Origin of the sequence: Methylobacterium sp. UNC300MFChir4.1, from assembly GCF_900110155.1 — a bacterium.
GTDB lineage: Bacteria > Pseudomonadota > Alphaproteobacteria > Rhizobiales > Beijerinckiaceae > Methylobacterium.
Map to the genome: position 1 here is coordinate 1 of NZ_FOCS01000050.1, position 17,741 is coordinate 17,741.

The window sequence follows — 17,741 nt, forward strand, 5'->3', positions numbered from 1 at the left end:
GGGTGAAGCGCTCGCCGAAGATGCCGGCAAACTGCGCCTTGGCCATGACCCATTCACGTGGCCCCATCTTCCACGCCTTCTCGGAGCGGTTCAAGACCAGGTAGAGCAGCTTCAGCGCGGCCTCATCGGTCGGGAAGTGCCCGCGGGCGCGCACGGCCCGGCGCAGCGTGGCGTTCAGGGCCTCAATGGCGTTCGTGGTGTACAGGATCCGGCGAACCTCGCTGGGGAAGGCATAGAACGGGATCACCTCGCCCCAGGCCCGTCGCCAGCTCTGAGCGATGGCCGGATAGCGCCGACCCCATTCGCTCATCTCGAAGGCCGCCAACGCCGCCTCGCCAGCCGCGGCATCGAGCGCGCGGTAGATGTCCTTCAGCGCACCCGCCACGAGCTTGCGGTCCTTGTAGGACACGAAGTCGAGGCTGTGGCGTAGCAGGTGGACGATGCAGGTTTGGACCAGCGCCTCGGGGAACACCGCCCGGATCGCGTCGGGGAAGCCCTTCAGGCCATCGACCACGGCAAGCAGCACATCCTCGACGCCGCGGTTCCTGAGCTCGTTCATGACCCGCAGCCAGAACTTGGCGCCCTCGTTCTGCTCCAGCCACAGGCCGAGGATCTCCTTGGCGCCGTCGGCGCGCACGCCCAGCGCGATGTGGACGGCCTAGTTGCGGACCACGCCCTCGTCGCGCACCTTGATCCGCAGGGCGTCGAAGAACACGATCGGGTAGACCGGCTCGAGCGGCCGGGCCTGCCAGGCGGCGACCTCCTCCAGCACCGCGTCGGTCACCGCGCTGATCAGGTCGGGCGAGACCTCGATGCCGTAGAGCTCGCGCAGGTGCGCGCCGATCTCCCGGGTGCTCATGCCACGCGCGTACATCGACACGATCTTGTCGTCGAAGCCGGGAAAGCGGCGCTGATAGCGGGCGATCAGCTGCGGGTCGAACGTCGCCTGCCGGTCGCGCGGGATCGAAAGCTCGATCGGGCCCGTCTCGGTCGTGACCGTCTTGCGGCCATAGCCGTTGCGCGTGTTGCCGGCGTCCTCGCCCGCCAGATGGTGGTCCATCTCTGCGTTGAGCGCCCGCTCGGCCAGGGCCTTCTTCAGCTCGTCCAGCAGGCCATCGGCCTCGAAGGCTGTCTTCGGATCGGCCCCGGCCAGGAGCTGGTCCAGGATCGCGTCAGGGAGGCGGGGTGCTTTGCGTCGTGCCATCGGGAACCTCCTTCGGGTCCACTATGGCCGCCCGCACACGAAATTCCTGACAGTCCCCCTTGATCTCCTGCCCGGCCGCGCCTGCGAGCCCGTGCGGGATTGGCTTGCTGCGCATCCCGGCATCGCCGTCGTCAGCCGGGATCGAGCGGGGCCGTAAGCCGAGGCTGCGCGGCTCGGCGCTCCGCAGGCGATCCAGGTCGCGGACTGCTGGCACCTTCTCGTCAACGCTCCCGAGGCGCTGCGTTCACGCATCGAGCGGCATCAGGCAGAAACCCGGGAGGCTGCCCGCCAGGCAGCGTTCCAAGACGCTCCAGCCGCCATGGTCGCGCTCGCTCCTGCTGACCTGCCTCCGGAGCAGGATAATGGGCACGGGGGCGGCCGGCGACGACAGCGCTGCGAGGCGGCGCTACGCCTGCACGGTGAGGGCGTGGCGATCAAGACGATCGCGCGCACGCTCGGCGCCGCCCGCAACAGCGTACGACGCTGGCTGCGCGTGGGGGCGTTTGTGCCCTATCGCCGGGCACCGGCCCCAAGCCGGCTCGATGCTTATCTGCGCTTTGTCGAGGCGCGCTGGCAGGACGGTCAGCACAACGCGGCGAGCTTGTATCGCGAGCTTCGCGCCATCGGCTTCGAGGGCAGCTACGAGATCGTCCAGCGCTGGGCGAAGCGACGGCGCCGGGACCTTCCAACCCGACCGCCCTCGGCCCGCATCCCGTCGACACGCCGAATCGCGCGGTGCCTGATAAGCGATCCGGCCAGCCTTCCGCCCGCGGATCGCCGCTATCGCAGCGCTGTGTGGTCTTGCGCCCAGGCTGCAGGCCGCGGCCGAGCAGGTACGCGGCTTCGGGGCAATCCTGCGCGCCCGCGATCCGGCCGCATTGAAGCCGTGGCTGTAGGCGGCCGCCGCGAGTGAACTCGGCGGCTTCGTCGCCGGGCTGCGGCAGGACGAGGCCGCTGTCCACGCGGCCATCGGCGAGCCGTGGAGCAACGGGGCGGTCGAGGGGCAGGTGAACCGCCTGAAGCTGATCAAGCGCTCCATGTACGGCCGCGCCGGCCTCGACCTGCTCCGGCAGCGCGTCCTTCACGCCGCGTGAGGCGGAGCAGAAACCGCCCGACAAACCAGACCGAGCGCCTCCCACCGTCAGCACCGAACCTGCGGAAGAGCCAGTTCCGGATGTCGCTTGATACCAGCCACGCGATCAGCGTTCGGTGACCCTTGGCATCGTTGGTGAAGCGCCGCTCCATCCCACCAGGATGGAGGCAGATGTCGAGATGATCCTTGCCGAAGTCGACACCGACCGTGAGGGGCGTAGAATGCTCCATCTTTTCCGCGTCCTTGGCTTGTCATCCGGGCCGCAACGCCCGGGTATCCGTTCAGGCCACGAGGAAAAGAGAGGGGTGGTCACACTCAAACGCGGCCCACTACGGCCCGCATCTTCTCGACCCATCCCCTCCCGCCGCCGGCGCGATGCAAACGCGCCGGTGACGATCCAGTCTGGCCGAGCTGGGCCCAAAGATCATAAGACAAGCATCTTCAGCCGACTGATCTGCCCTTCGGCCTGCGCGTTGACACGTTGCTTTAAGGCGTCGTCAGCGCCGCCCGAACCGCCGGCCCGACCTGCGCCAAGCCGCGAAGGTCTCCAATGCCGCGACGCCGCAGGTGCGCGTCTCTGAGAGCCATCTGTCGAGCTCGGCGGCCGGATGCACCGATCGGCCGCGATCCAGGCCGCAGGCACGCACCAACATCGTGAACCGCCGCGCCAGGTCGGCGACGCGTGCTGCCTCGGCGTCCTGCCGGATGCGCGCGAGGTCGGTTGCGGCACGGTGCAGCAACGTCCCAATCGTCGATGCCCACGGCTCGCGGCCGATCCACGCTCGGCAGCGGCAGGTGGCGCACGAGACGCAGGATCGTATACAGGCTGGTCTGCATCCCCAGATGGCCGATCAGGCGCGTACCGGCTTCGCCGCCCGCCGCAAGCCCGATGCGGGTTTGGGCCTGTGCGAAGCGGCGCGTCCGGCGTGCTCGCGGCGGCGTTAGTTGGGGGAGTGGCTCAGCGAAGGTGTGACGGCGGCAGGCACGATCATGGCAGTAGAAGCGTCGGACGCGCAGACGCAGCGTCATGGGCTGACCGATGCTCGGCAGATCGGCCGGACGGCGTTCATAGCGGCTGCGAACGGCAGAACTGGTCGTGCCACAGGTTGGGCAACGCCCATGCCCACGCCGCGCACGGGCGAAGACGACAAGACGATCGTCGCTCCGGATGACGCGCTCGATGGTGCAGCCCGGCAGGGATGAGGACAGGATCATCTTCGGCGGCAGCCAGACACCTCGCCTCCGCCTCACTGAGCCATCACAACGCACTTTAGCCCATATTCTCGCTATGACGGATGCCGGAACGTCGAGGTCTGTTTGATGCCCACACTGCCGAAAGCCGAATCGCAGAAGGACCCGATAGAGTCCTACCTGCATGTGCTGCATGCGCTGATGCTGCGCGATATGCGCACGCGGTTTGGGGCGTCCCTTTGGGGCTACGGTGTCGTCGTGCTCTGGCCCTGCGTGCACGTATTCATGCTAATCGCAATATATACTTTTCAAAAATTAGCCGCGCCTTTGGGTGATAATCGAGCTCTATTCTTCGCTACTGGCGCAGTTCCGGTTTTGGTATTCCAATATATATCTCGGGAAGTTATGAAGGCGGTTATTATGAATCGCCCATTAACCTATTATCCCCAAGTAAAATTATTCGACGTAATATTAGCAAGAATCCTTGTTGAAATCGTGACCGGCTTTCTTGCCATGATTGTCGTCTGTTCTACTTTAATAATTATAGGCTCGGATCCGATCCCATCTCAGCCTTTCACCGCAATGTGCGGCTATGTGGCAGCAATTATTTTGGGCATCGGCATCGGAACGATTAACGTTGCGATAATTGGATTCTTTCCAGGCTGGCTCATTGGCTACGCCTTATTTAGTATTATCTTATACGTCTCGAGCGGGGTAATGTTTTTGCCAAGTTATATGCCCGATAAGATCTATTATTGGATGAAATTCAACCCAGCTCTTCAGCTTGCTGAATGGGTTAGATCCGCATATTATCCTTATGCCGGAATCCAGGTCGACTATTTATATGTTATTATGTTCGGCCTGACATCTGCTGCCATCGGACTATTTATTGTCAAACATGTGGTAAGCAAGATAAATTCGTGATGCCCATTCGCTGAAGATGACTATATATGAGACCGATATGCGTACGTTTTTTATCATTCACGGCGCGATATCGCTCAGCTTAATCAGGTGTACGAATTTCCGTTTTGCTAGGTGCTTTCAGCACGACTGGCGTATTCGGCGCCAAATCAAATCTGACCCGATGCTGGGTATCGTGCGATGAGTCGTTCTGAAGCCGCTTATTGAGACTCACATAGGCAAAGTGAAAAAACAGCTGCTGAGTCTGCTCCAGCCTTGTGGTTCCTCCTCATTTCTGAGGCAGACTCAGGTCGAAGGGTCGCATCGCGTATTTCGCAGGTTTGTCAACTAGCAGGATCACGCTGAGATATGAGGCGCGGCTACCAGTGCGACTTGCGAATAAAGCAATTGACGGGTTGCGCCGGGCGCCCGTCCGGCCCATCCGTCTTGGCCCTCGATCGATGCCTGGACCCGCGATGACCCCGACCGGAACGCCCTCGCGCAGCCTCACCGCCATCGTGGTCGCGGCCGGGAAGGGCACGCGGATGCGCTCGGACCTGCCGAAGGTGCTGCACCGGATCGCCGGGCGCAGCATGCTCGGCCACGTCCTGGCCGCCGTCCAGGCGGCGGGCGCGGGCCGGATCGCCGTGGTGGCCGAGCCCGGCCGCGACGACGTCGCCGCCGAGATCGCGCGGGCCGCCCCCGGAGCCCGGGTCTTCCCGCAGGCCGAGCGCCTCGGAACCGCCCACGCGGTGCTCGCCGCCCGGGAGATCCTGGCCGACCCCGACGACGACGTGGTGATCGCCTTCGGCGACACGCCGCTCGTCTCAGCCGACACCTTCCTGCGTCTCCGCGCGCCCCTGGCCGACGGCGCCGCGGTGGCCGTGCTGGCCTTCGAGACGGCGACACCCTCCGGCTACGGGCGGGTGCTGACCGAGGGCGACCGCGTGCTCGCCATCCGCGAGGAGAAGGACGCGAGCGCGGCCGAGCGGGCCGTGACCCTGTGCAATGCCGGGCTGATGGCGCTCGCCGGACGGCACGCCCTGGCCCTGCTCACCCGCATCGGCAACGACAACGCCGCCGGCGAGTACTACCTGCCCGACGCGGTGGCGCTGGCGGTGGCCGACGGGCTGCCCGTCACGGTCGTGCCGGTGGACGAGGCCGAGGCGCAGGGCGTCAACGACCGGGTGCAGCTCAGCGTCGCGGAGGCCGCGATCCAGGCGCAGCTGCGCCGCAGCGCGATGCTGGGCGGCGCCACGCTGATCGCCCCCGAGACGGTGTTCCTCAGCCACGACACGGTGCTGGGGCGCGACGTGATCGTGGAGCCCAACGTGGTGTTCGGCCCCGGCGTGCGGGTCGCGGAGGGCTGCACCGTGCGGGCCTTCGCGCATCTCACCGAGAGCAGCCTGGAGGCGGGCGTGAAGATCGGGCCGTTCGTGCGGCTGCGCGGCCACGCCGTTCTGAAGGCCGGCGCGGAACTCGGCAATTTCGTCGAGCTGAAGAACGCCCGGATGGGGGCCGGCGCCAAGGCCGCGCACCTCACCTATCTCGGCGACGCCGAGGTCGGCGCCAAGGCCAATATCGGCGCCGGCACGATCACCTGCAATTACGACGGCGTGCTCAAGCACCGGACCACGATCGGCGCGGGCGCGTTCATCGGCTCGAACTCGGCCCTGGTCGCCCCCGTCTCGGTGGGGGAGGGGGCCTACGTCGCCTCCGGCTCGGTGATCACCGACGACGTGCCGGCCGACGCCATGGCGGTGGCCCGGGGCCGGCAGGCGGTGAAGCCGGGCTGGGTCAAGGAGAAGCGCGCGGTGCTCAAAGACTAATCCTCTCTGGTTCCCGGATCTGCCGCACATTGCGTGTCTTTATGTTGCCCCTACCAAGAGCCGTCTGTACCGGCTTGCCATTCGACAAGGTAACTCCAACGGTTTTCACTATCGTCGCGCGTTCGGCTACTGTTGACCGCGTGGATGCTTCGCCCAGTCAGTTTTTGTGCAGCCTCTCCGGTTCTTAAAGTATATCTTGCTAAAATTAAACCCTAAATTGGTATTGGACGACAATCAATAACGGCGTACAGTGCAGAGCGTCTATTTAGATTTTTGTCGTTCGCGAACCTGTGCCCCGACAGATTGAGAGGTTTATGTAAAAATCTATGGTTTTCGGATCGGCGATGAAACGAATCAGCCTTGTAAAATCAATGTTGATTAAAAGTATCTGGCCAGATGCGGGCGTCAAAGCCACATTCTTGGTCGACCGAAGGAGTCGGATTTTCGGTCTAGTTCGTCCGGATGGTAAGCGTGGAATAGAGGTCGGGGCTCTAAATAGACCAATAGTGAGAGAAATCGACGGCGATGTGCGTTACGCTGATCATTTATCCACGGAAGGGTTGCGTTTAAAGTATGCAGAAGATTTGAGTGTAAACTATAACAACTTCAAAGATCTCGTTCCCGTAAGCGTCGTGACTGGAACCGGAACTCTGGCCAATGCACTTGGCTCTACGGAGAAATTCGACTATATAATTGCTTCACATGTGCTTGAACATATTGCAGATCCAATCGGCTGGATTATCGATTGCTTGGATATTCTGAATGACGATGGGATCATATTTCTGGCGCTACCTGACCGCCGCTTCACTTTTGATAGATATCGGGCAGATACAACTACTGGAGAATTAATCGCAAACTATCATTCAAAGGCAAAATTTCCAACACCATCTCAGGTCTTTGAATACTACTCGCGAAGTGAGTCCTGCTCGCCTGAAGAGGTTAGGGATATTTGGGAGGGAAAATTCGACAAGACTGTTGCTGTTGACATAAATAAACTGAAGGAAGCGGTCCGATTAGAGATTGATGTCACACATAATAGTACATATTTTGATTGTCACTGCTCAATATTTACCCCATACAGTTTGAGCATGATACTGCGAGAACTTATATCTCTCGCAATAATACCCGTTTCTGTCGATGCGATTGAAGCTACGCGTGAGCGGGAGGCCGAATTTTTTGTCGTTCTTCGAAAAATGGTAGGTTCTGACCCGAGCCAATTAGCGAGCACCGTTCCAAGGTTGGACCCAATGATCGATGGGCAAACTCCTCGGAGGCGCTTGAGCTGGAGAAGCCGTCCTTTGCATGCTCTTCGCATTCTTTTTTCTGGCCGGGCATCGTAGAATACCTATCGATCGAATTGCGGCATATGCCTGCTCTACCTAGTGATGACGGCCGTCAGTCAGGGTAATGACTGCGTGACTGTCGCCGCAGCGTTGGCGAGATCACGACAGGTCGTGACTGCGGCGCTCGGCCGCTTGCAGCGTCCGACGACGTCTATCTGTGTTATCTGCTATTAAGCGGTATTAGGAACTGATTTCTTCAATACTTCTGTAGCATATGAGTTCGTGCCTAGATGACTCGGTCACGGAGTTGGTCAAGCTTCGCACGGCCATACATCGGCCGCTCCAACAACTTGAGGCGGCTGATCTGTCCTCGACCAGGCTCATTGACCACGGTTGATCCTCCCTCGGCTTCACGGTTCTCCGGCACTTTGCGTGGAACGGTCGCGGTGACAAGGATGGCACGGGCTAGTTCACCAGGCGGATGATCCTGTCCTCATCCCTGCCGGGCTGTACCATCGAGATTGTGAACCGCCGCGCCAGGTCGACGACGGGTGCTACCTCGGTGTCCTGCCGGATGCGCGCGAGGTCGGCTGCGGCACGGGGCGGCAACGTCTTGATCGACTGAACCAGGGTCCAGGCCAGTTGCTTCGGAGAAGCGATCGGTTCTGCTCTGGGAGCCTCCGCGCTCGTCGCTCCAGTTCGCCACAGCCACTTGTGGGCAGCGCGCCGCGCCGGCACCGTGCGCCGCTTGTCAGGCGACACTGCAAACCGATGACCTGACCCCTCGATGAGCGAGGAGGTCGAGATGATCAGGAACGAAGATCAGGCTCTTCAGCGGACGGACGATCCGCGGAGAGCCGAGATGAAGAAAGCTATGCGGGAGACTGGGTAACGACGGTGTGTTGAAGGCGGCGTATCGAGGCGGGTGTCGAGCCTGACAGAACCTCTCAGCGAGAGCGATACGCCATGGAGACACCTACCAACGTCGTTCGACTTCGTCATCCTGAAGACATCGACGATCCCCTGACCGAGGTGCTGCGCAGTGGCGCCCGCCGCCTGTTCGCCCAATGGACAACCTGCCAGCCCACAAGGTCGCCGGCGTGCAGGATGCGATCGAGGTCGCAGGAGCGCGGCTGCTCTACCTCCCATCCTACAGCCCTGATTTCAACCCGATCGAGCAGGCCTTCGCGAAGCTGAAGGTTCTGCTAAGCAGCGCGGCAGCCCGCACGATCCCGGATCTCTGGGCGGCGATCCGCCAAGCCTTCACGCGCTTCACTCCTCAGGAATGCCGCAACTACATCCCCGCAGCCGGCTACGAGAACGACTTGGCCGCTGCTACCTGACTGGGAACAGCTCTAAACTCTGCAAGATGTGAAGGGCAGCTCGAGGCGAGCCACAGCGGCCGGATTTACTCTGGGAAATTCCTCTTCAGCCGACTGATCCGTCCCATCACCGGGCTCGTCGACCACGGCGTCATGATTGCGCCACGTCACATGTTCCTGTCGCGCCCGACGCCGTCGGCGAACTTCGCCAGCGACGTCGCGGCTACCGCCGCGAACCAAACATCCAGGTTCCCGGAGGCAAGCTAGCATTCTCACCATTACGTTTCTCGTAGCGACTCTATAAGTTAGGAGTGGGTCGTCAAAAAAGGTGCATTCTACGACGCCAGTTACAACGTAGATTCTAATCAAAGCTGAATTAGATGCAATTTCAATCAAACAGATTCAAGCCTTTTGGAATCTTTGGGATCACAAACCTTCTGTTCGATTCTGCCATCAAACTTCCAAAAGGCTTTTTGCGAACGAAGTGAATTGTGTTCTCCGCACAAATATGCATAACCCTGTTCTCAATAGTTATAATATTCCACAGCCAGTCTTCGTATCCAAAACCATTCTCCAAGTCATTTTTCCTATAAGGAAAGTTCTTATATAAATCGGTTCTAGCAAAACTCAATGACGTCCACCTGTTTGCCGCCATAATATCGAATTTGTCAATTCTCTCATATCGCATATCGGGATGTACCCAAAAATAGGGAGTCACATTTCTGCCGAAGTATAAATTAATTTCGGGATGGATTATGGTTTTTTCCATATTCATATCTTTGGCCTCATTGAAACATGCCGTAATCCACTCATGTCCCCATAGATCGTCAGCATCAATAAAGGTGCTATACAATCCCCCGGCATTAGCAATTCCGAGATTCCGCGATTTAGACAAATCACCGAAATCGGCGTGGTATTTCTTACCCTTAAAATTATCGGAAATTGCTCTGGTTTCATCGTCAGACCTGTCAAGAACACAGAGTAACTCGGAATATATCCCGTGCTGCGCCGCATAATCTATTGCGCGCCTTACGCTTTGATACGCCGATTGTGCAATTCTGCCTTCTTTATGTAAATTCATTATTATGCTAATATCAATTTTATTCATAGCCGGCTCCTATTTAAATATTAGCATGCCAATTTGCGCGCGGAACTTTTCCCAGGTATGCAATTCCAACAATCTTGACTCCATAACCTTCACCCTGTTTGAGCGCAATTCCGAATCCGCTAGCGCTTCAAGTATTGCAGCCGCGAAATCTTGCTCATTGGCATCCTGAGGTAACAACCAACCAGACTCAGCGTCGACGAGGTCAGAGACACCGCCGACATCACGTGCGACGATTGCTAGGCCACGCGATGCGGCCTCAAGAACCACGTTCGGCAAACCATCCCAATCGGCAGTGTGCAAAAAAATATCAATACCGTTCTTCATTATTTCATTAAAATCCTTATACTTTCCCAGGAATATTACATTTTTTGGAATGATAAACTCGATTTCTTCAACTTCATCAGACCAACCGCCAGCAAATATGAAAGTTACCTCGGGCAAGATCCGCGCCGTTAGTAACGCGCATCTGATATTTTTCTGCTTGTGAAATCTTCCTGCCCATAAAACATTCCCCGCGGTAATACTCTGCTCTTTTGTTTCAGGCGAGCTTACTTGCGGAAGCGTGTCATAACGGAGCTCAATCGGTTGTCGGATCGTTTGAAACTTAGAAACTTCATCTATCGAAAGACGAAGATCCTCTTTAAAAACGCTGATCATCGCTTTGTTATCAGTCAACACAGCTTTCATGTATGAGATGCATTGACGTACATGCGTCCAAGCGTAACCGTAGCGACGACCATAGACATCATAATCATAACAGAATGCAAAACCATAAATTGCCGTCTCCTTTGAAAGTGCTTCACCATAACGTTCTGTTAGATCCCAGCCGATCTTTGAATTAAGAATAAATATACTATCGAGCTGGCAGGCTTGAACGAATAAAGCGAGACATTGCAGAACATCAAACTGGCTGATATTTTTTGTAAAAGCGTATATATTGACAACTCTTAAGCTTGAGGTTCCAGGCAGCCAATCTATCGCCTCATCATTTTCGCCGTCGGTAATCAACACAAGAACACGAGCACCGCAATCGTTTATAAGTGCTTTTACGACATTGGAAAGAACTCTTTCTGCCCCGCCAAATGAAAGATGGGGTACGAAGAAGATATGACCAAAGCGATTATTGCTTGATATCTTATTTAGTACCTTTAGTAGCGAAGCAACATCTTGGGCCGCATCAATTGATCGAACGGCTTTCAAGCTTGCAACATCGGTGAAGGGCGGCAATAGATCCGGTTCTAATAGAGCCGTCGCATCTAATTGAGACATTACGCCGCCCAGAATGTCTCCGACGGACGCGCTGTTTGTGTCTCTTCCGCGACCGAACCGAACAAAATGCTCAAAGGGATGAATATTGCAAATGCCAGGATGCGCGTCTGCGTAGTGCTTTGTGTTAAACTTCGGAGAAGGATTCACTATGTACAATCTGTCCGACAATAAATCTGTCAATGCATTAGACTTAAGAAGGTCGGCGGCTTTCAGATTCTTTACGAGGTATTTTTCGTCAATGTCGGGATGTGTATCCACTGTTCCGGCCGGCAACCCGATATATGTTGTCAAAGGATCGACTGCGCTTGCGTCTATCTGCGTTGCGACATACTTGGATACAAAAAGTGGATGAGGGTCGCGTAATTCAGCTGATCCATATTGAATATAATGGTACAGCGCAGACATCCCACTCATGCCTACGTCTTTGTATCGGTCGTGGTAGTAAATTGGGTCGAAAAGCGGATGAGGTTTTATACCCAACCGGTCGCCAACTCTAAGATAATGAACTACCGGATCGATCTTCTTGATGCTAATTCCAATCGCACTTGCAGACAATTTGTAGAAATTTCTATCGAATAGTGGGGATCTAGAGATCACACTGCGTTGATGCTTGCTGTAGCCCCTCTTTTTTACTGATATTTTATCTTTAACCCAATACAACGATTTGAGTAATCGCCCGAACAAGGCGTCCTCCATTCCATTCGATTTGGACATGAGACATATGCGAATGACACGTCTCCTTTGCAGCGATTTTGGTGTTTGAGGCGTGTAAGCTAGATTGTCTCGTTGATTGCTTGCGGTGTGCCCGCTGGGGGATTTTGGTTCCGACGCATAAGCAGATGGAGAGGTTGTCAAAGAGGCTTGTAGCCCCCCTGCAACAGGTCCATCAAGCTTGGCGTTGCGTACAACAATGACGATATGAAATGTTCGTCGATGAAGATGTATTTTTGGCGCAGCTAGCAATTTGCTTCAAATATAAATAGCAACCCAAGTGAAATGGGATTTTTTCAGAATATAGATCGGCAAATAAATTCGTTTTGTGCGTAAAATATATGTATGCAACTCGGATAGTTTCTGTGTTCGCTGTTATTATTTGCTATAAAGTAGGCATACAATGAGATTCTTTTTGAGCTTGCTGCTAGTAATTTACAGCGTTTTACGGCGTAATGATAGTTGATCATGAATTACGCCGTCCGCACACTAGAATCCAGCTCTGTCTAGAGTGGTGTGCCGCGCGAAATCTGTAAGATGATCCGTGCGGGCAGTGGCTGCCAACGCCGAGCGTGGTTCTTCCGCATTTCGTGTGGCGCGGAACACCAAGTCAGGTCGCGGTGAGGGCGCGCTGGCGCAATAGCGCAAAGCCCGCGCGGCCGAACATCGTGCGCTTAAGCATCTTCTGCCTGCCGATCTGCCCCTCCACCGGACTCGTCGACGAGGGCGTCGTGATCGCACCGCGTAACCCGTCCCTGTCGCGCTCGAAACCGGCGGCGAACTTCGTCGGCGAAGAGCGTCGCGACGGCCACGCTCTTCGCTTGATCGGGTGCCTCCACCCGCAGGCGATCGAGGAAGCCGTGATCGTCCGCAACGATTTTGCTTGGGTCCGCCTGCAGAAGCCACGCCGTCCGGTCGATCGACGGGGGCCGCCATCGCGGCGCGCTCATCGAGCCCGGCGTGACGTCCACTACGTCCGTTCTCGCGCGACGCCGCTTCATCGCCCAATCCCGCACCACCCGCGGATGGATGTCGGCCCCCGCGCGGATCAGCCCGCGGGCGAGTTCGGCGGCGTTGCGGCAGCCGGCCTGCCAGCGCGCCTCGAGATGATCGCGGTAGGGGTCGAGGATCGTCGGCACGGTGCGGGTAATCACCCAGGCCTGTGATGGCGGGGTTCAGGCACCGGCGGTTTTGAGGATGGAGCCGAATGGACTGGCGCCGCTCAGGGTCGTGTCCCCTGGCGTGGTGTAACTTGCTGAGAACCACCACGATCACCGGCTTGGGCCGGGAGGATCAGGCTGCCAGGGTGGGCAGGCTGACGAGGGGATCATCGCCGATCGGGGCGATGCTTTCCAGGGTGATGTAGCGCGAGCGCTGGACGGCCCACTCGTCGTTCTGTTCCAGCAGGATCGCGCCCACAAGGCGCGTGATAGTCCCTCCCACAACGTTGCCAATTTTGTTTGGAGCACTTCCCTGGATCGCGGTGCGCTGCGAGCGCAGTATGGGGAGGGGTTTCGCGCTGGCGTGCTGACCCATCTGCCTCGCAGCTCAGCCGCGCCATCTGAGGAGCGCGTCCATGGCTCGACGCAGCACGCCTCCCGAACTTCGGCTGCAGGTCTCCTTCGAGGTCTGCCGAATCGCGTCGCAGTGCTTGGCCGACGCCTACGAACGTCTGGTTCCGATCCCGCGCCGCTCGATCCGGCCGATGGTCATCGCCGCGATCCCAAGCCAAGTTCCGGCCACACCTCTGATGCGCAGGAGGACTGACCATGGCTAAGATCGTAGCCGCCCTGTACGCGCGGGTTTCGAGCAACGGGCAGGTGCAAGACAACACGGTGGCCAGTCAACTCGCCGCGCTGCAGGAGCGTGCCGCTGTCGATGCCATCCAGATCAGCGCGGAGCACGTTAACGTCGACGAGGGGGTGAGCGGCGCGACGCTCGCACGGCCAGCTCTGGAGCGGCTGCGCGATGCTGTGGCCGCAGGTGAGGTGGAGCGCCTCTACGTTCATGCTCCCGATCAGCTGGCGCGGCGCTACGCTTATCAAGTGCTGCTCGTCGACGACTTTCGCCGTGTCGGCGTCGAGATCGTGCTCCTCAACCGCGCTCTTGGCGGCTTGGCCGAGGACGACCTCCTGCTGCAGGTTCAGGGCGTCATCGCCGAGTATGAACGCGCCCGGATCCTGGAGAGATGCCGGCGCGGACGCCGTCACTCAGCTTTGTCGGGAGCTGTGAGTGCCCTTGCTCATGCTCCCTACGGCTATCGCTACATCGGCCGGCACGCCACAGGCGGTGCGGCGCGGATCGAGATCGTGGAGGACGAGGCACGCGCGGTTCGACAGGTCTTTTCTTGGATTGGCGTCGAGCGGATCAGCCTGCGCGCGGCGTGTCGTCGACTGGAGGCTCAGGGCTACCCGACCCGCACGGGGAAGGCGGACTGGGGCACCACGACGCTGTGCAGCATGCTCCGCAATCCGACCTACCAGGGAACAGCCATGTATGGTCGTACCCGCGCGATCGCGCCCACGTCAGTGCGACTGCGTCCGATCCGTGGGCAGTCCTAGACGATGCGTCGTACCAGCACCGCATCACCGGTGCCGCCGGAGGAGTGGATCGCCATTCCAGTGCCTGCGATTATCGACCCTGACCTGTTTGCGGCGGCCCAGGAACAGCTGGATGAGAACCGACAGCGCAAGCGCGAGGGCCGCCGTCGACCAGGATGGCTGTTGCAAGGCGTCGTGTTATGTCGGCAGTGCGGTTACGCATTCTATGGCAAGATGGCGCGCGGCCTCGTCGGAGGACAAAGGCCGGCCGACTACGGCTACTATCGCTGCACAGGCACGGACGCGCATCGGTTCGGTGGCCAAGCCATCTGTCACAATCGCTCGGTGCGAAGCGACAAGCTGGAAGAGGCGCTGTGGCATCAAGTCAAGGCGGTGCTGGCCGACCCGCAGAGGGTGGCGGCCGAGCACGAGCGGCGCGCGGCGGCAGCCCGAGACGGTCACGTGCATCAAGACGTCGATGGCTTGGAGCGGCAGATGACGCGCCTGCGCCGCGGGATGGACCGGCTGATCAACGGCTACGCCGAGGACGTGATCGACGCTGACGAGTTCAAGCCGCGCCTGACGCGGCTGAAGCAGCGTCTGGAACGGCTGTGCACGGAGCGGGCTGCAGCGCTCTCGGCACATGAGGCCGAGCGCAACTTAAAATTGGTAATCGGGCGCTTGGAGGCGTTCGCCGATCGGGTCCGTGCCGGGCTGGATACCCTCAACTGGGCGGGCCGTCGCGAGATCATCCGTGCCCTCGTGCGGCGGATCGAGGTCGATCACGGGCAGGTCCAGGTGGTGTTCCGCATCCCAGGCGGCCCAAACCGCTCCGATGACGGTGCTCCGCCCTCAGATCCCCGCGGCATCGGTCGCCAGCCGGCTCAAGTTCGGTAACGTTGTGGGAGGGACTATGGCCGCCTCGTTGGGGAAGATGCCGACCACCTCGGTCCGGCGCTTGATCTCGCCGTTGAGGCGTTCCAGCGGGTTCGTAACCGGTATGAAGATGGCGGTGCCGCGGTTCGGCCGGGACGCAGGTCCTGGCGTATGGTGCGACCATCCGGGACAGAGGCACCGGGAGCACGAAGGTGCGGGCAGGCCGATGTATAGGATGAGCTGCGAGTTCGTGTTTGTAGCTGGCCGCCTCTGCGACTCGCCCGGTTGCGCCGTGAGCGCGGATCCGTAGGTGTCGTGTCGCCCGCCGCTCCCCTCCTGAGGCAACGAGAGGAGCAGCCATGCGACGCGTGATCGGAATGGACTTGCACCGCACCTTCGCCGAGGTCGTGGTGTGGGAGGACGGCCGGCTCCGGCATGCCGGCCGGGTCGACATGACCCGCAGCGGTCTGGAGGGCTTTGCGCGCACGCTACGCGCTGACGATGAGGTGGTAATCGTGGCGACCGGCAACGCGATGGTCGTCTTGTCAAAGGGCGCCGAAGTCTGGTTCTTCCGCACTTCGTGTGGCGAAGTGTGCCGGCCGGCGTGACGTGCCCCATCTCCGGAGATCAGCTTTCCGGAGGACGCCATGCCCCGCCGTATCCTGCCCCTCGTGCCCGATGGCCTGACCGTCGTCGGCGTCGAGCCGGCGACCGACCCGCTCGTCGTGCGCGTCGTACCCCGTCCGGGTCCAACGTGCTGTCCCACCTGTCGATCGTCCGCGGGCCGCAAGCACGGTCACTGCGAGCGAACCCTAGCCGATTTGCCCTGGCAGGGCCGGTCCGTCCGCCTGCGCCTCCGGCTGCGACGCTTCCGCTGTGCGAACCCAGCCTGTCCGCGGCGGACCTTCAGCGAGAGTGTCGGTGACGTCGCTGTCGCTCACGCCCGCCGATCCGAGCGGCTGCGCGTGCTCCAGCGTCATCTCGGTCTCGCCCTCGGTGGTGCACCCGCCGCCCGTATGGCGCAGCGTCTCGCAATGCCGGTGAGTGGCGATACCCTCGTGCGCCTCGTGCGTGCGGCGCCTCTGCCGACACAGCCCGAGCCCCGCATCGTCGGCATCGACGAGTGGGCCTGGCGGCGCGGGCGCAGCTACGGCACCATGGTCGTCCACCTCGAACGTCACACCGTCCTCGATCTCCTGCCCGACCGGGACGCCGGGAGCGTCGCCGCGTGGCTGCGCGCCCATCCGGGCATCGAGGTCATCGCTCGCGACCGCGCCGACGTCTTCGCCGAGGGCGCCCACGCGGGCGCGCCGCAGGCCCAGCACGTCCTCGATCGTTTTCACTTGCTGCGTAACCTCAGCGTCGCCCTGCGCGCGATCGTCGCTCATCATCATCGCGTGATCCGCGCCGTCGGTCGTGCGCTCATCGATCACGAGGTCGAGGCAGCGCAGGCTGCGAAGGAAGCCGCGCGGCCGCCGACGGCGGTCGAGGGTCGCAAGCGGGCGACGCACGCGCGGCGTTGGGCTCGGTACTCCGAGCTCAAGCAACTGTCCGAGGCCGGCGCTTCGGTGGCCGGCATGGCTCGCGCTCTGGATCTCGATCGCAAGACGGTGCGGGTCTGGCTGCGCCAGGACGCGCCGCCCTCCTGGCAGCGACGCCGCACCGTGCCGACAATCCTCGACCCCTACCGCGATCATCTCAAGGCGCGCTGGCAGGCCGGCTGCCGCAACGCCGCCGAACTCGCCCGCGGGCTGATCCGCGCGGGCGCCGATATTCGTCCGCGGGTGGTGCGGGATTGGGCGATGAAGCGGCGTTGCGCGAGCACGGACGTGATGGACGTCACGCCGGCCTCGACGAGCGCGCCGCGATGGCGCCCCCCGTCGATCAACCGGACGGCGTGGCTCCTGCAGGCAGACCCGAGCGCACTCGTTGCGGACGACCGCCGCTTCCTCGATCGCCTGCGGGTGGAGGCACCCGATCTGGCGAGGAGCGTGGCCGTCGCGACGCGCTTTGCCGACCTCGTGCGACGGCGCTCGGGCGAGAGCCTGGAGGCTTGGTTCGCGGCGGCCGCCGCGACGCCGTTGGCGAAGTTCGCCGCCGGTCTCGAGCGCGACAGGGACGCGTTACGCGGCGCGATCACGACGCCGTGGTCGACGAGTCCGGTGGAGGGTCAGATCGGCAGGCTGAAGATGCTCAAGCGCACGATGTTCGGCCGCGCGGGCTTCGCGCTGTTACGCCAGCGCGCCCTCACCGCGACCTGATCTCGCGTTCCGCGCCACACGAAATGCGGAAGAACCAGTATTTTCAACGCCCGCTGACAGGGTGAAGCGCTCGCCGAAGATGCCGGCAAACTGCGCCTTGGCCATGACCCATTCACGTGGCCCCATCTTCCACGCCTTCTCGGAGCGGTTCAAG

Annotated in this window: 12 protein-coding genes and 7 pseudogenes; 10 read left to right on the forward strand and 9 right to left on the reverse strand. The window is 60.2% G+C overall.

What is annotated here, in order from left to right:
* Positions 1 to 1,204: pseudogene (locus BMY19_RS29640) on the reverse strand (IS256 family transposase); the annotation flags it as partial.
* A gap of 427 nt (positions 1,205 to 1,631) precedes the next feature.
* Here BMY19_RS29640 and BMY19_RS30695 point away from each other — a divergent pair.
* Together BMY19_RS30695 and BMY19_RS30385 are read left to right on the forward strand one after the other, a co-directional pair.
* Positions 1,632 to 2,117, forward strand: coding sequence for a hypothetical protein (locus BMY19_RS30695; protein WP_139215740.1), 486 nt, complete (start codon positions 1,632 to 1,634; stop codon positions 2,115 to 2,117).
* Positions 2,118 to 2,139: 22 nt separating this feature from the next.
* A pseudogene (locus BMY19_RS30385) lies at positions 2,140 to 2,298 on the forward strand (ISL3 family transposase); the annotation flags it as partial.
* 488 nt (positions 2,299 to 2,786) lie between these two features.
* Here BMY19_RS30385 and BMY19_RS29645 read toward each other — a convergent pair.
* Positions 2,787 to 3,512 (reverse strand): annotated as a pseudogene (locus BMY19_RS29645) (transposase family protein); the annotation flags it as partial.
* A gap of 105 nt (positions 3,513 to 3,617) precedes the next feature.
* Here BMY19_RS29645 and BMY19_RS29650 point away from each other — a divergent pair.
* The 3 genes from BMY19_RS29650 (at position 3,618) to BMY19_RS29660 (ending at position 7,557) form a co-directional block, all read left to right on the forward strand.
* Positions 3,618 to 4,412 carry an ABC transporter permease gene (locus BMY19_RS29650; RefSeq protein WP_100253834.1) on the forward strand — a complete coding sequence of 265 codons (795 nt, stop codon included), beginning with the start codon at positions 3,618 to 3,620 and terminating at the stop codon, positions 4,410 to 4,412.
* Between the two features lie 452 nt (positions 4,413 to 4,864).
* Positions 4,865 to 6,217: a bifunctional UDP-N-acetylglucosamine diphosphorylase/glucosamine-1-phosphate N-acetyltransferase GlmU gene (gene glmU / locus BMY19_RS29655; protein WP_100253835.1), complete on the forward strand. Its 1,353-nt coding sequence runs from the start codon at positions 4,865 to 4,867 to the stop codon at positions 6,215 to 6,217.
* 344 nt (positions 6,218 to 6,561) lie between these two features.
* On the forward strand, positions 6,562 to 7,557 hold the full coding sequence (locus BMY19_RS29660; RefSeq protein WP_170863086.1) for a class I SAM-dependent methyltransferase: 996 nt from the start codon (positions 6,562 to 6,564) through the stop codon (positions 7,555 to 7,557).
* A gap of 462 nt (positions 7,558 to 8,019) precedes the next feature.
* Here the strand turns inward: BMY19_RS29660 and BMY19_RS31535 are convergent.
* Positions 8,020 to 8,229, reverse strand: a pseudogene (locus tag BMY19_RS31535) (ISL3 family transposase); the annotation flags it as partial.
* 338 nt (positions 8,230 to 8,567) lie between these two features.
* Here BMY19_RS31535 and BMY19_RS29665 point away from each other — a divergent pair.
* A pseudogene (locus tag BMY19_RS29665) lies at positions 8,568 to 8,843 on the forward strand (transposase); the annotation flags it as partial.
* 367 nt (positions 8,844 to 9,210) lie between these two features.
* Here the strand turns inward: BMY19_RS29665 and BMY19_RS29670 are convergent.
* The 4 genes and pseudogenes from BMY19_RS29670 to BMY19_RS29685 form a co-directional block, all read right to left on the reverse strand.
* A complete protein-coding gene (locus tag BMY19_RS29670) occupies positions 9,211 to 9,930 on the reverse strand; it encodes a glycosyltransferase family 2 protein (protein WP_100253837.1) in 720 nt (239 codons plus the stop codon).
* 9 nt (positions 9,931 to 9,939) lie between these two features.
* Positions 9,940 to 11,913 (reverse strand): glycosyltransferase family 4 protein, encoded by a 1,974-nt coding sequence (locus tag BMY19_RS29675; protein WP_100253843.1) that lies wholly within the window; start codon positions 11,911 to 11,913, stop codon positions 9,940 to 9,942.
* 671 nt (positions 11,914 to 12,584) lie between these two features.
* A complete protein-coding gene (locus BMY19_RS29680; protein ID WP_139215741.1) occupies positions 12,585 to 13,049 on the reverse strand; it encodes a hypothetical protein in 465 nt (154 codons plus the stop codon).
* Between the two features lie 154 nt (positions 13,050 to 13,203).
* Positions 13,204 to 13,341: pseudogene (locus tag BMY19_RS29685) on the reverse strand (IS256 family transposase); the annotation flags it as partial.
* Positions 13,342 to 13,679: 338 nt separating this feature from the next.
* Here BMY19_RS29685 and BMY19_RS29690 point away from each other — a divergent pair.
* Both BMY19_RS29690 and BMY19_RS29695 read left to right on the forward strand, forming a co-directional pair.
* A complete protein-coding gene (locus tag BMY19_RS29690) occupies positions 13,680 to 14,471 on the forward strand; it encodes a recombinase family protein (RefSeq protein WP_100253839.1) in 792 nt (263 codons plus the stop codon).
* 3 nt (positions 14,472 to 14,474) lie between these two features.
* On the forward strand, positions 14,475 to 15,347 hold the full coding sequence (locus BMY19_RS29695; protein WP_100253840.1) for a recombinase zinc beta ribbon domain-containing protein: 873 nt from the start codon (positions 14,475 to 14,477) through the stop codon (positions 15,345 to 15,347).
* A gap of 15 nt (positions 15,348 to 15,362) precedes the next feature.
* Here BMY19_RS29695 and BMY19_RS30390 read toward each other — a convergent pair.
* A pseudogene (locus BMY19_RS30390) lies at positions 15,363 to 15,443 on the reverse strand (transposase); the annotation flags it as partial.
* A 242-nt stretch (positions 15,444 to 15,685) separates the two neighbouring features.
* On the opposite strand from BMY19_RS30390, the gene BMY19_RS29705 reads away from it, so the two are divergent.
* Together BMY19_RS29705 and BMY19_RS29710 are read left to right on the forward strand one after the other, a co-directional pair.
* The gene (locus BMY19_RS29705) at positions 15,686 to 15,934 is read left to right on the forward strand and encodes a hypothetical protein (RefSeq protein ID WP_244535077.1); all 249 of its coding nucleotides are present in this window, start codon (positions 15,686 to 15,688) and stop codon (positions 15,932 to 15,934) included.
* A gap of 39 nt (positions 15,935 to 15,973) precedes the next feature.
* Positions 15,974 to 17,587, forward strand: coding sequence for an ISL3 family transposase (locus BMY19_RS29710; protein WP_107351065.1), 1,614 nt, complete (start codon positions 15,974 to 15,976; stop codon positions 17,585 to 17,587).
* Here the strand turns inward: BMY19_RS29710 and BMY19_RS31155 are convergent.
* On the reverse strand, positions 17,558 to 17,741 hold a 184-nt coding region (locus BMY19_RS31155; protein WP_210186941.1), incomplete at its 5' end, for a hypothetical protein. The two genes, BMY19_RS29710 and BMY19_RS31155, sit on opposite strands and share 30 nt — an antisense overlap.

What these genes read in the sequence shown, in the direction of transcription:
- BMY19_RS29705 (WP_244535077.1), top strand. Translation starts at nt 15,686, where the DNA reads ATGCGACGCGTGATCGGAATGGACTTGCACCGCACCTTCGCCGAGGTC.
- BMY19_RS29670 (WP_100253837.1), bottom strand. Translation starts at nt 9,930, where the DNA reads ATGAATAAAATTGATATTAGCATAATAATGAATTTACATAAAGAAGGC.
- BMY19_RS29675 (WP_100253843.1), bottom strand. Translation starts at nt 11,913, where the DNA reads ATGTCCAAATCGAATGGAATGGAGGACGCCTTGTTCGGGCGATTACTC.
- glmU (WP_100253835.1), top strand. Translation starts at nt 4,865, where the DNA reads ATGACCCCGACCGGAACGCCCTCGCGCAGCCTCACCGCCATCGTGGTC.
- BMY19_RS29690 (WP_100253839.1), top strand. Translation starts at nt 13,680, where the DNA reads ATGGCTAAGATCGTAGCCGCCCTGTACGCGCGGGTTTCGAGCAACGGG.
- BMY19_RS29695 (WP_100253840.1), top strand. Translation starts at nt 14,475, where the DNA reads ATGCGTCGTACCAGCACCGCATCACCGGTGCCGCCGGAGGAGTGGATC.
- BMY19_RS29650 (WP_100253834.1), top strand. Translation starts at nt 3,618, where the DNA reads ATGCCCACACTGCCGAAAGCCGAATCGCAGAAGGACCCGATAGAGTCC.
- BMY19_RS29710 (WP_107351065.1), top strand. Translation starts at nt 15,974, where the DNA reads ATGCCCCGCCGTATCCTGCCCCTCGTGCCCGATGGCCTGACCGTCGTC.
- BMY19_RS29660 (WP_170863086.1), top strand. Translation starts at nt 6,562, where the DNA reads ATGAAACGAATCAGCCTTGTAAAATCAATGTTGATTAAAAGTATCTGG.